The following is a 12,539-nucleotide window of genomic DNA, read 5'->3' as shown; positions in this document are numbered from 1 at the left end:
GCCTTAGTAGTCCATCAGGCGGATCGGTGCGCCGTCGCTGCCGCCGCGCACAGGATTGCCGTCTGAACTGATCAGGCCATCGGGAGTCCAGATGCTCAGCCTGGCGTCGCTGCCTTCAATCCCCAGCGCGTCGATTGCCCGGACAAAGACGTAGCGGACGCCGATCCCTGACGGGACAAGCGAGATCTGGGGCTGCGTCACCTGCTGGTTGAATTCCAGTTGTGTCCCGGCGGATTCCAGCGCGATGCGGACCCGGTAGGCCGAGGCCCCGGGCACCGGCGACCATGTCAGCGACGAGGCGCCTTTTTCGAGCGGATGAAGCTGGGGGGCAGGGAGCAGGGCGTGGGTGCCCAGCAAGGCCCCGGAGGTATCGTAGGCGGCCCCGTGGTCTCGGGCGAGCGATTGCTCGGCGTGGGCGGCGTTCCGGATCGCGGCTTCGCCGCTCAGCACTTCGTGGCGGGAGCCGGCTTTGTTGGCATGGACGCGCAGTTGCGTGCCGCGCACGCCGGTGACGGTAGCGGGCGTGCGGATCTCGAAGCGACCCACTCCGGTTTTATCCGGCGCCACGGAAGATTCGACGCTGCCGTGGGGCAGGCTCAATACCGTGTCGCTCAGCTCACTGCCGCGAAAGGTCTGCAGGTTGCGGACCTGTATTTCGGTGTCGGGGGCGATGGTGAGCAGGCTATGGTCTTCCAGGGTCAGGGTAACGGACCCCTGGCTGCTGCGCAGGGTGTCGCCGGTTTCGAGCCTGTCACCGGCTCGCAGGGGCTGCCCGTTGCGGGTTGCCTGCTCGCTCAGGTGCGTTACTTTGGCTTGGGCCGGGCGCCGGGGAATGATGGCCAGTGGAATACGCAACACCCGGGCGATCTGCAGCAGGTAGGGGTCCGCCACTTGGTTCAGGGTTTGCAGCGTAGGCCAGTTGCCGGGGTCCAGCGTGTAGTGGCGCGCCAGCGCTTCCAGCGTATCGCCCGGTTCGACCTGGTAGAGAAAATAGTCGCCTTGGGCGCCCAGCGGGCGGGCGTGCGCAGTCGTGCCAAGCAGCAGCGCCAGGCTTGCGCCCAGCAAGACCATACCCAAGGGCGCGCGGCGGCGGACGCGAGCAGGCAAAGTAGAGAACGTCATGAATCTTCCTGTGGATCTTCCAGCAGCTCGAGCCGATAGCCCAGCGCGTACGATGCGTTCAGCAAGGTGCCGGATGCCGGGCCGAGCTGGAGTTTTTTGCGGATGTTGGACAAGTGCGTGTCCAGTGTGCGGGATGTGCTGGGAATTTCCCGGTTCCAGACCAGCGTACTCAGGTCGTCACGGGAAAACAGCCGCCAGGGGTGCCGCAGGAACAGGGCGGCCAGATCGAATTCCTTGGGGGTCATCTGGATGATTTCACCACGCAGGTGGATCTCCCGGCTGCTGGGGTCGACCGAGAATTCTCCCAGGTGAAAGCGGGAGTCGGGGCTGGCATGGGATTGCTGCGGACGCAGTTGGGCGCGGATGCGGGCCAGCAGCTCGGCGGGGCGGCAGGGTTTGCACAGATAATCGTTGGCCCCGGCATCCAGGCCTTCGACGAGGTCGCTTTCCAGCGTGCGGCTGGTGACGAAAATCACCGGAATGTTGCCCGGCAGGTTGGCCCTGACCCAGCGCAGGACTTCCATGCCGCTGATGCCAGGCAGTTCCCAGTCCAGCAGCAGCAGCTGGAAGGTATTGGAGGTCCGCAGAGCGGCCAGCAGATCGTTGCCCTTGTCGAAAGCCTGGCAGCCGAAACCGGCCGGCAGCAGGATCTGCTGCAGCCATGCGGATTGCGCCGGGTCGTCTTCCAGCACGGCGATCAAGGGGAGGAGGTCGGCAGAGGCAGTCATGGCAATCCTGTTCGTGGCTGGCGCTATGCTAGTAGACGTGTGCTCTGATGGCAATGTGAAACTGTCTGGTGCAGGGGGATCGGGCGGCTCGGCCAAGCGGGCGGCGTCACGGTAGACGCAGACCTGGTTGCGGCCGCTGCGTTTTGCCTGGTATAGCGCCTGATCGGCGTAGGTCAGCAGTTCGTCGGGGCTGTCGTGAGGGCTTTGCGAGGTATGAGCAACGCCGATGCTGACGGTGATGAACAGGCTCGTGCCGTCGGATACGCGGATAACCAGCGCCTCGATGTAAGCGCGCAAGCGTTCTGCGATGTCTGCGGATGCCTGTAGTGATGTGCCCGGCAGGGTAATGCCGAATTCTTCACCGCCCAAGCGGCCGAATAGATCGCCCGGGCGGATGGCGGCATGGATGCAGCTTGAGAATTCTCTCAAGGCCTGATCGCCCGCTGCGTGGCCGTAGTGATCGTTCAGATGCTTGAAGTGATCGAGGTCCAGCATCAGCATGCCGGCCTGTGGCGATGGGGCCGATGTGCTGCGTAGATGTGCCTGGGAATCTTTTAAAAAAGCGGCGCGCGACAAGGCTCGGGTGAGGGTGTCGTGGTTCAGCGCCTGGGTCAGGGTGGAGACCTGCTCATGGTGCGCCGCTACGGTGCCGGAGAGCAGCAAGGGCGCTGCCACCAGCAGCAGAATGCCGAGATGCAGCGACGCCATCGCCCAGGAGGGAGCCGTTGCTGCGGGCGCCGAGAGATAATAGGTGGGAATCCAGCCTTGAATGGCGCTGAGGATCAGCAGCCCGGCTGTGCCGGCGGTCAACCAGGCGCTGGTCTGCTGGCGGTAGAGCCAGGCGCAATACAAGAGAGCAGGGATGGGGAAGGCAATGGCGCCCAGGCCGCCCAACAGGAAACAAAGCCCCAGACTGGCGATCAGGGTGACAAGCGGCAGCAGGGATCGCGGTTGTTTCAGGCGCTTGAACCATTTGCGCCAGAGGGAGGCCTGATCCGCCAGGCGCGATCCGCGTCTGGGTAGCAGCAGGATAGGCGGCAGGAATGCGCAGTAGCCCAATAACCGGCTGAACAGCCAGTCGGCGGCAGTGGCTGTCATGCCAGATTGATGCGCCCAGGGCAGCAAGGTCAGCGCCATGCTGGTGTTGATGGCGGCCGCTGCCGTGCAGGCAAGCAGTACCCGGCCGATCGCTTGGGCGCTGCGCAGGTTTTTGGGCGCCCAGTGGGAAGTCAGAAGATACTGGGCAGCCAGTATGCCTGACAGATCGACCAGGCTATACAGGCTGGACAGGTTCCAGGAGCCGCCCAGGAGCATGCGGGCAAGGGTTGGCCCGGCGTAGATGGCGAGCCAGACGGCGGCATGCCTGAGCACCCAGAATCGCAGCAGCAGGCCCGCCAGTATGGCATCGAGAGGCCAGAGGGCGGGACCCGCTTCTCTTGGGAACGGCTGGCTGAGCAGGGTCAGAAGAAAAGTAGCCGCCAGCACCAAGAGCGCCCAGGCGATGGAACGGCCTGTGCTGTCCGGAGAGCGGTGAGGTGAAAACATGAAATGCCGCAGCTGAATACATTGACTTACCATCAATCTATCAGATGGTATCCATGTATTTGCATTCTTTGACGATATTTGAAGGTTGCCGGTGCGTTGCAGACGCTACAACCACTGGCTGAGCCAGGGCCAGGCGTGCATCAGGGCGGCGGTCATCATCACATAGCGTAAAAATTTGCCGATGGCCATGTAGCACACGCTGGGCCAGAAGGGCAGCTTCAGCCAGCCGGCGACTGCGCATAAAGGATCTCCCACGCCCGGCAGCCATGACAGCAGCAGTGCTGGCGGCCCGAAGCGGCGAAACCAAGCGGTCGTCAGGCCGTGCCAGCGACCGCCTGCCGGGAGGGCGGCTGGCGTCGAGACCGTCGTGTGGGGGTGGCGCCAGCGCTGCCAGATGTTTTCAGCGCCCGCACCCATCGCGTAGGTGATGGCGCCGCCCAGGGTGTTGCCCAGCGTGGCGACCAGCACAGCCGGCCAGAACATATGCGGCGCCAGATGGACGTAAGTGAAGACGGCCGGCTCGGATCCCAGGGGCAGCAGCGTGGCGGACACCAGGCTGATCACGAAGATGGCGGGCAAGCCGACCCCAGGCAAGGCCAGTGCGGCCAGCAGGGCGTGGATGGAGGATTGCAGCCAGGCTTCCATGGTGGAGGCAGTGTAATCCAACTGGGGTGGTGATCAGACGGGGGTGGGGCGCCGTTCGCGAGGTTCAGCAGTCGGGTCGGAAGGGGGCGGGGTTGATGGCTGGTGCTGCGCCGGCCATCAAACTGCCCAGCAGATGACTGCTGCCGCAGGCCAGCGTGAATCCCAGTGCGCCGTGACCGATGTTCAGCCACAGATTGTCGGCGGCCCGGCTGCGGCCGATCAGGGGGCGGCCATGCGGGGTCGCCGGACGCTGTCCCGCCCAAGCCTGCGCCGGACCCAGGTTCACTTGCGGCAGCAGTTCCTGCGCCTGCCGTTTGACCAGGGCAATGCGGTCGGCTTCGATGCCCTGACTTGGCATGCCGATGCCGACCATCGCGGCAATACGCAGGGTATCGCCCAGTTTGGCATAGACCGTGCGGCGTTCGTAGTCGGTCACGCTGATGGCGGGGACCTGTTCCTGATGGCACGGCAGGCTCAGGCTGTAGCCTTTCAGGGGATACAGGGGCGCACGTACGCCCAGGGCAGCCAACAGCGGGCGGCTGCCCATGCCGGCGGCCAGCACGAACTGGTCTGCCTCGATGGCTTCCCCGGTCACGGTCAACAGGCGGCGGATGCGCCCGTGATGGCGTTCCAGCTGTTGAATAGTGGTCTGCGGACGCAGCGTCACCTGACCCATGGTCGCCAGCTGCCTGGCCAGTCCTTGTGTGAAGCGGGCGCAGTCCCCGGACTCTTCGCTGGACGTATAGATCGCGCCCGCCAGGGTGGCGCGGGCCGGCGCCAGCGCAGGCTCTTGTGCGATCAGCTGTTCGGTCGTCAGGATCTGCTGGTCGGATCCCAGATCGGCCTGCAGGGCGACCTGCGCGCGCGCCTTGTCCAGCAGCGCGGGCGTGCGGTAGACGATCAGCTTGCCGTTGCGCGCATGGGCAAAGTCGATGGGATTGTCCTGCTGAATGTCGTGCAGCACCTGCCGGCTGAGATAAGACAAGGCCAGCAGTTGCGCGGATGTCGCCGAAGCGGCGCGGGCATTGCAGGCCTGCAGGAATTGCAGGCACCAGCGCCATTGCAAAGGATCAGCGCGCAGACGAAAGCGCAGCGGCGAACTGGGGCTGAGCAGCCAGCTTGGCAGGTGCGGCAGTACGCCAGGTCCGGCCAAGGGGGCGACGTAGCTGTAGCTGAGCTGTCCGCCATTGGCATGGCTGGCGCCGCTGGCCGGTTCGGTGGCCGCATCGACCAGCGTCACCTGCCAGCCTTCGCGGGCCAGTTGCCAAGCCGTCGTCACACCGATGACACCGGCGCCAATCACGCATGCATGCATTTTCCGTATCCATGAACAGGGAACAGCGGGAATTGTCGGTCTCAGCCAGGGCGGTGACAAATGCCGATCAAGGCATCATCCATAACCAATGGGTATGGGTGCTTAGGAAGCGGGGGTGGGCGGCGGGTGGGAGAGCGCCGTGCAGATGTCCTGAATGCAATCGATGAAGTCGCGATGCAACAGGCTGAGGGGGTCGTTGGCGTGCACCATGATGTTGATCGGGATCGGTACGGGAGGATCCAGGCGGCTGAGCGTCATGCCGGGTTTCAGCATGGCGCGCCCGGTCAGCAAGTCCACGATGGCGTCGCCGCAGCCGGCCTCGACCAGGCTGCAGGCTACGTAGTGGGTCTGGACGATGATGCGGGTGTCCAGGCTGATGCCTGCCTGTTGCAGGGCGTGGTCCATGACGGTGCCGACCTGATCGCGGGTGTCCAGCGCGATGACCGGTCGTCTGGCCAGTTGGGTGAGTTTGATGGGGCTGGCGGTGGGGGTCAGGCTCAGGTAGGCCAGTTCCGTGACGCCGATAGGGATGCGGCGCAGGCCGGGGTGATCGTGATCGTCGAAGGTAATCACCAAGTCCAGTTCCTGGGCGTGCAGGCCTTCGACCAGGTCGGGACTGTGCAGGGTGCTGATCTTGAAAGAGGCGTCGGACCCCGGATGGAAGCGCTGGATGGCCATGGGCAGCAGCCCCAGTCCGATGGCGGGTGCGCAGCCGATGCGCAGGTGTCCTTGCCTGCCTTGGCGCAGATTGGCCGCCAGCCGGCGCACGTGGGCCAGGTCCTGGCCTAGCTGTTCGATCTGCGGGGTCAGGATTTCGGCTTCCCGGGTGGGGACGAGCCGGCCTTTGACCCGGTCAAACAGCTTGAAACCCAGTTGGGATTCGGCGTGAGCCAGGATCTTGCTGGCGGCGGGCTGCGAGATGTTCAGCAAAGCAGCCGCCTGGGTCAGCGACCCGGCCTGGCGTATGGCCTCGAAGATTTCGATGTGCCGCAACCGCATGGGGTATCGAATGAAAGGAGGAAATAAAAGCCGGCTGGAACAGCCGGATATGGCAGCTGGTGACGTCTGTCAGCCTAGCAGTATAGAGCATAGCCTGTCGTTATGGGACCCCGTGAAATTGCTATTTGTTGGAACACGGTGATCTGCTGATAATGGTACGGATCACCTTGCTGTTTCATGCGGCGTGGTGTCGAGGACGACAAAATGATTAAACTAACGGTCGCTTGCCGTACCCCAGGCAGGCCCCGTTCCCGTCATGACCGACGGAACACCTATTACAACAAGCTTTTCAGGAGGAACCATGAAACTATTGCCCATCATTCTGGCAACTGCCGTCTCGGTCGCGGGCATGACCGCCGCCCAGGCCGAAACCAGCCGGATCGACAAAATCAAAGCCACGGGGGAACTGACCCTCGGGCATCGCGATTCCTCGATTCCGTTTTCCTATCTGGACGACAATCAAAAGCCTGTCGGCTATTCCATGGACATCTGCTACGGGATTGCCGATGCCCTGAAAAAGGACCTGGGCCTGCCCAACCTGAAGATCAAGCTGGTCTCTGTGACCTCTTCCACGCGGATCCCGCTGGTGGCCAATGGCACCGTGGATATTTCCTGCGGCTCGGCCACCAATAACGCTCAGCGCCAGGAACAGGTCGCCTTCACGCCGACCACGTTTGTCACCGCCACGCGTTTCGCCGCCCTGAAGGCTTCCAAGCTGAACGATCTGGCCGACTTCAAGGGCAAGACCGTGGTATCCACATCCGGCACCAGCAATCTGAAATGGTTGACCCAGGTCAATGCTGATCAGAATCTGGGCATGCGCATCATCCCGGCCAAGGATCACTCCGAAGCCTTCCTGACCGTCTCCAGCGGCCGTGCGACGGCATTCTTCATGGATGACATCCTGCTGGCTGGTCTGGTGGCCAACTCGCAAAATGCGGGCGATTGGATGATCAGCGAAAAGGCCTACACGATCGAACCTTACGGCATGATCGAACCCAAGGGCGACCCGCAATTCAAGACGGCGGTCGACAATGCGGTCAAGGCCATGATGAAGGACGGCAAAATCGACGCGCTGTACAAGAAATGGTTCACCTCGCCGATTCCGCCCAAGAACATCAACCTGAACTGGCCGATGACGCCTGAACTGAAAAATGTCATCGCGCATCCGACCGACTCGCCCAATCCCGCCGACTATAAATAAATAGTCTTCAGGGAAACACTTCAAAAGTGGCGGCACCTCCCGGATTGAACGCTGGGGGGTGCCGTTTGCATCACTGGCGCCGCTGGGTGTGGTTTTCGCATCTGGACGCGCTGCACAGGATATTCGTATGAATTACCACTGGAACTGGCTGATTTTCTGGGCGGACGCCCCTGACGGCACCGGAACCTATTTGTATACCTTGATCCGGGGCATGTACTGGACTCTCGGCGTGTCGGTGCTGGCCTGGGTGATTGCCCTGGTCGTCGGCGTCGTGGTCGGGGTCTTGCGCACGACCCGCATCGCCTGGGTAGAGCGCGTATGCGCGGCCTATGTCGAACTTTTCCGCAATGTCCCGCTGCTGGTGCAGATGTTCTTGTGGTATTTCGTGTTTCCCGAACTGGTGCCCAAGGCGCTGGGCGACATGATCAAGACAGCCGACCCGGTCTGGAGCACTTTCTGGACGGCGACCGTCTGTCTGGGCCTATTCACCTCGTCCCGGATCGCCGAACAAGTGCGGGCCGGTATCACGGCGCTGCCCACCGGGCAGAGCATGGCGGCGACGGCCCTGGGTCTGACCCGGCCGCAAATGTACCGCTACGTGCTGTTGCCCATGACGGTGCGCATCATCATGCCGCCGCTCACCTCCGAGGCCTTGAACCTGATCAAGAACTCGTCCATCGCCTTTACCATCGGCTTGCTGGAAATCACCGGGGCCGCCCGTTCCATGCAGGAATTCTCCTTCCAGATTTTCGAAAGTTTCACGGCTGCGACCATCTTGTATCTCATCATCAATCTGGTGGTGGTGGTACTGATGCGCTTGCTCGAAAAATGGATCAGCGTGCCGGGTTTCATCGGCACCAAGCGTTAAAGGGGCGATCATGCATGCATTTGATTTTGATGTCATCTGGCGCACCCTGCCGTATGTGCTGGGTACGGGTCTGGTGTTCACACTGAAACTGACGGTGTTGTCGACGATCGGCGCCGTGATCCTGGGTACCTTGATGGCCATGATGCGGCTGTCTTCAAACCGGGTCATTTCGGGGGTGGCAGGGTTTTATGTCAACCTGATGCGGGCCTTGCCGCTGATCCTGATCATCTTCTGGTTCTACTTTCTGGTGCCCTACATCATTGGCTGGGTCACTGGGGCGGGGAGACCGATTGCCGTGGGTGGGTTCACCTCGGCGATGATCACCTTCGTGCTGTTCGAGGCGGCTTATTTCTGCGAGATCATGCGCGCGGGCATCCAGTCGATTCCCTTCGGGCAGGTCGGGGCCGGCTATGCGCTGGGGCTGAACTACTGGCAGGTCATGGGGCAGATCGTGCTGCCGCAGGCATTTCGCAATATGACGCCGGTGCTGCTGACCCAGATGATCGTGTTGTTTCAGGATACGTCCCTGGTCTACGTGCTGTCATTGACCGACTTCCTGGGGGCCGCCAACAATATCGCCCAGCGCGATGGACGCATGGTGGAAATGTTCATCTTCGCCGCCGTCGTCTATTTCATTATTTCCTATATTGCATCCCGCTCGGTCAAGCGGCTTGAGCGTCGCATCGCTATCGTGCGCTGAGGGCAGGAGTTAAAACATGATTGAATTCAAGAACGTCAGTAAATGGTATGGTTCCTTTCAGGTCCTGACAGATTGCACCACCAAGGTGTCCACCGGCGAGGTCGTGGTGATCTGCGGGCCGTCGGGCTCGGGGAAATCCACCCTGATCAAGACCGCCAATGCGCTGGAACCCTTTCAAAAGGGCGAGATCTTCATCGACGGCGTATCCGTCGGCGGCGCCGGCACCAATCTGCCGAAATTGCGCTCGCGCATCGGCATGGTGTTCCAGCACTTTGAGCTGTTCCCGCACTTGTCGGTCATGCGCAATCTGACGCTGGCGCAGATGAAGGTTCTGAACCGCCCCGAAACAGAGGCCAAGGAACGCGGCCGGGCCCTGCTGGACCGCGTCGGACTGAGCGCCCACATCGATAAATATCCCGGTCAGTTGTCCGGCGGCCAGCAGCAGCGCGTGGCGATCGCCCGGGCGCTGGCCATGGACCCGATGGCCATGCTGTTTGACGAACCCACGTCCGCGCTGGACCCGGAAATGGTCAACGAGGTGCTGGACGTCATGGTCGATCTGGCCAAAGAAGGCATGACCATGATGGTCGTGACCCACGAAATGGGCTTTGCCCGCAGCGTGGCTGATCGCGTGATCTTCATGGACGAAGGCTCCATCATCGAGGATTGCACCAAGGACGAATTCTTCGGCAATCCGGATGCCCGCTCCGACCGCGCCAAGCACTTCCTGTCGAAAATTCTGCACCATTGATTTGCCGCCGGGCTGCCCCAAGGCAAAGGGTCCCCCTTGAGGGGCGGCAAGCGGGCGAAGCCTGTGCGGCGTGGGGGGCTCTTTCCGTATTTTTAAAGGTATAAGTCATGATTCCCGGTGTTGACAATGACAGCATTGTCTATCTGAATGGCGATTACGTCCGCTTGGGCGATGCCAAGATCTCGGTATTGGACCGAGGTTTCATTTTCGGCGACGGCATTTACGAAGTCGTCCCCTGCTATGGGGGCAAGCCCTTCCTGATGTCGCACCATCTGGCCCGCCTGCAGCGCAGCCTGAAGGCCATTCGCCTGGATACCGGGCGCAGCCTCTCCGATTGGGAAAACCTGGTCGCCGACATGCTGTCGCGCACGGACGCCCAGGGGGATTGCACGGTGTATCTGCAAGTCACGCGCGGCGTGGCCAAACGGGATCATGGCTTTCCGGCCAGCAGTCAGGCGACAGTCTTTTGCATGGTCTCGCCGCTCAAACGCCCCGATGCGCATAAGCGGGAACACGGCATGACGGCTGTCAGCATGCCTGACGAACGCTGGCTGCATTGCGAGATCAAATCGGTTTCCCTGTTGGGCAATGTGCTGGCCAAGCAGTACGCCACGGATGCCGGAGTGGACGAGGTCGTGCAGTTTCGCGATGGCCAGCTGTCCGAAGGCTCGTCCTGCAATATCTGGGTGGTCAAGGGCGGCGTGATGCGTGCGCCGGTCCGGGATCACCTGATCCTGGAAGGCATCCGCTACGGCTTTCTGGAACAGCTGGCCGCCCGTGCCGGAATTCCTTTTGAGTCCCGCCCCATTACCCAGGCCGAGGTCGCCGCTGCCGATGAATTGATGTTGTCGTCGGCCACCAAGGAAGTCCTGCCCATCACGCAATATGATGGGCAGCCGGTGGGGACGGGCAAGCCGGGTCCTGTCTATACCCGCTTGCGGGCGGCTTACGACGAGGCCATCGCTGCCTTGTAAGCGCCTCGTCGGCGCCAGGTCTCAGCCGGTCTGCCGCCGCGCCGCTGTCCACCAGGCAAAGCGATTCTTGCCTGCGTGCTTGGCGGTGTACATGGCGGTGTCGGCTTTGCCGATCAGCGTGTTCAGGTCGGCGCCGTGCGTGGGATACAGGACGGCGCCGATGCTGGCTGAGATCCGGACCTCGGCTCCGTCCAGCGTAAACGGCTGGGACATGGCGGCCAGAATATGCAGAATGATGTGTTTGCCATCATCCTGGGATGCCAGGTGATTGAGCACAATGCCGAATTCGTCGCCGCCGAAGCGCGCCACCGTATCTTCGGACGCGGCGCGCACGTGCTGCGCCAGACGCAGCGCGACTTGTTGCAACAGATCGTCGCCGGTGGCGTGGCCATAGCAGTCGTTGACTTCTTTGAAGCCGTCCAGATCCAGATACAGGATTGCCGCCAGGGTATCGTGGCGCCGAGCGGCTTCCATGGCTCTTAAGCAGCGTTCTTGAAACAGGACGCGGTTGGGCAGCCCGGTCAGCGGATCATGCCGTGCGGCATGTACCAGTTTGGCCTTGCTGGCCTGCAGCGCCAGGGTGATGGCCCGTTGGCGTGACATGGCCAGAATCAGACTGGCGGCAAAACACAGAATCAGGACCGAGAGGGCGCTGGCGACCAGCAGATAGGCGGTGCGCCGGTGCCGGTGGGCGGCGACTGCCTCGTCATAGGAGGTCCCGACAACCGCCATGAGAGGATAGTCGCCCAGGGTCCGGTAGCTGATGATGCGTGTGATGCCGTCGATATCTGCGTCGTCCTTGAAATTGCCTGTCGGGGCGCTCGTGCGCCGGGTGAACCAGGAGAGCGCGTGCGCATCCTGGTCGAAGCTGATCTGGTTGCCGATCTTGCGTCCGCGCGTATAGCCGTCCAGCCCGGTGACTTCCAGCAGACCGTTTGCGCCCAGATTGGCCTGGCGATAGAAATTGGTCAGATAGGCCGGGTTGATCGCCATGACCACAACACCGGCGAAACTGCCGTCCGGGCGTGAGATGCGCAAGGACAGCGGGATGCGCCATTCGCCTGACACCCTGCCCAGCACGGGGCGGCTGATGAACAGCGTGTCCTGGGTATTGCTGCGCTGGGCCAGAAAGAAATCCCGATCTGCGTAATTGACTGTGGGGGACGTGTCCTGGCTGCTGGCGATGATCGTGCCGTGTTCGTCCACCACGCTGATGATGGTGAACATGTCTTCGCGGATGACGTGCTGCCGGACCCACTGTTGCAGGTCAGGGGCGGCGCCATGCTTCAGGTAGCCTTCGCGAACAAAGGCGGCGACCTGTTCCGCCGCCTTGAACGTGCGAAAGATGTCCTGTTCGAAGGCGATGGTCAGATTGGAGTTGGCGAGCATGGCGGCCTCGACCGCCTGGTCGCGCTCTGTGCTGATCCGCTGTGAAATGCCCAGCCAGATGAGACTGAGGACGATCAGACTTAGCAGCGCGCTGGTGATGCACAGCGGTTTGGAGAATGCATAGCGCTGCTCGTCGGTACCCATAGTGTGAAATTTCAAGCCTGTAGTATCTGCTAGCGCCACTGTACCGGGCTGCTTGGCTTTCGTCGAGCTGGGACCGTGGCGGCGTGGTGGATGGGCAGTGTGATCTTAGGGGCTGCAGGGGCCGGCATGAATCCGGTTTTTCCCTGTGATATTCT

11 protein-coding genes and 1 pseudogene are annotated in these 12,539 nt (G+C 62.1%); 5 read left to right on the top strand and 7 right to left on the bottom strand.

Annotated features, from left to right (window positions below; translation table 11 throughout):
* Positions 1-3 precede the first annotated feature (3 nt).
* The 6 genes and pseudogenes from VDP79_RS11000 to VDP79_RS10975 form a co-directional block, all read right to left on the bottom strand.
* Positions 4-1,122 carry a FecR domain-containing protein gene (locus VDP79_RS11000; RefSeq protein ID WP_323018242.1) on the bottom strand — a complete coding sequence of 373 codons (1,119 nt, stop codon included), beginning with the start codon at positions 1,120-1,122 and terminating at the stop codon, positions 4-6.
* The gene (locus VDP79_RS10995) at positions 1,119-1,850 is read right to left on the bottom strand and encodes a response regulator transcription factor (RefSeq protein WP_323018938.1); all 732 of its coding nucleotides are present in this window, start codon (positions 1,848-1,850) and stop codon (positions 1,119-1,121) included. The genes VDP79_RS11000 and VDP79_RS10995 overlap by 4 nt, the downstream gene beginning before the upstream one ends.
* A gap of 126 nt (positions 1,851-1,976) precedes the next feature.
* Positions 1,977-2,558: pseudogene (locus tag VDP79_RS10990) on the bottom strand (GGDEF domain-containing protein); the annotation flags it as partial.
* A gap of 942 nt (positions 2,559-3,500) precedes the next feature.
* Positions 3,501-4,040 (bottom strand): YqaA family protein, encoded by a 540-nt coding sequence (locus VDP79_RS10985; protein ID WP_323018937.1) that lies wholly within the window; start codon positions 4,038-4,040, stop codon positions 3,501-3,503.
* A gap of 64 nt (positions 4,041-4,104) precedes the next feature.
* On the bottom strand, positions 4,105-5,355 hold the full coding sequence (locus tag VDP79_RS10980) for a D-amino acid dehydrogenase (protein ID WP_323018241.1): 1,251 nt from the start codon (positions 5,353-5,355) through the stop codon (positions 4,105-4,107).
* A gap of 102 nt (positions 5,356-5,457) precedes the next feature.
* The gene (locus tag VDP79_RS10975) at positions 5,458-6,354 is read right to left on the bottom strand and encodes a LysR family transcriptional regulator (RefSeq protein WP_323018240.1); all 897 of its coding nucleotides are present in this window, start codon (positions 6,352-6,354) and stop codon (positions 5,458-5,460) included.
* A gap of 301 nt (positions 6,355-6,655) precedes the next feature.
* Between VDP79_RS10975 and VDP79_RS10970 the strand changes: the two genes are divergently transcribed.
* The 5 genes from VDP79_RS10970 to VDP79_RS10950 all read left to right on the top strand — a co-directional run bounded on the left by VDP79_RS10970 (position 6,656) and on the right by VDP79_RS10950 (position 10,851).
* Entirely contained in the window at positions 6,656-7,558 is a 903-nt protein-coding gene (locus tag VDP79_RS10970; protein ID WP_323018239.1) for an amino acid ABC transporter substrate-binding protein, read from the top strand.
* A 127-nt stretch (positions 7,559-7,685) separates the two neighbouring features.
* Entirely contained in the window at positions 7,686-8,426 is a 741-nt protein-coding gene (locus VDP79_RS10965; protein ID WP_323018238.1) for an amino acid ABC transporter permease, read from the top strand.
* Positions 8,427-8,436: 10 nt separating this feature from the next.
* Positions 8,437-9,126, top strand: a complete 690-nt coding sequence (locus VDP79_RS10960; RefSeq protein WP_323018237.1) for an ABC transporter permease subunit — start codon at positions 8,437-8,439, stop codon at positions 9,124-9,126.
* 16 nt (positions 9,127-9,142) lie between these two features.
* Positions 9,143-9,877 (top strand): amino acid ABC transporter ATP-binding protein, encoded by a 735-nt coding sequence (locus VDP79_RS10955; protein ID WP_323018236.1) that lies wholly within the window; start codon positions 9,143-9,145, stop codon positions 9,875-9,877.
* A gap of 107 nt (positions 9,878-9,984) precedes the next feature.
* Positions 9,985-10,851, top strand: a complete 867-nt coding sequence (locus VDP79_RS10950; protein WP_323018235.1) for a D-amino acid aminotransferase — start codon at positions 9,985-9,987, stop codon at positions 10,849-10,851.
* A 21-nt stretch (positions 10,852-10,872) separates the two neighbouring features.
* Here VDP79_RS10950 and VDP79_RS10945 read toward each other — a convergent pair whose 3' ends face one another.
* On the bottom strand, positions 10,873-12,399 hold the full coding sequence (locus VDP79_RS10945; protein WP_323018234.1) for a diguanylate cyclase domain-containing protein: 1,527 nt from the start codon (positions 12,397-12,399) through the stop codon (positions 10,873-10,875).
* Positions 12,400-12,539: the final 140 nt, after the last annotated feature.

Source organism: Castellaniella sp., assembly GCF_034675905.1.
In the GTDB taxonomy this organism is placed as follows: domain Bacteria; phylum Pseudomonadota; class Gammaproteobacteria; order Burkholderiales; family Burkholderiaceae_B; genus Castellaniella.
This window is presented reverse-complemented; position numbering and strand designations above follow the sequence as displayed.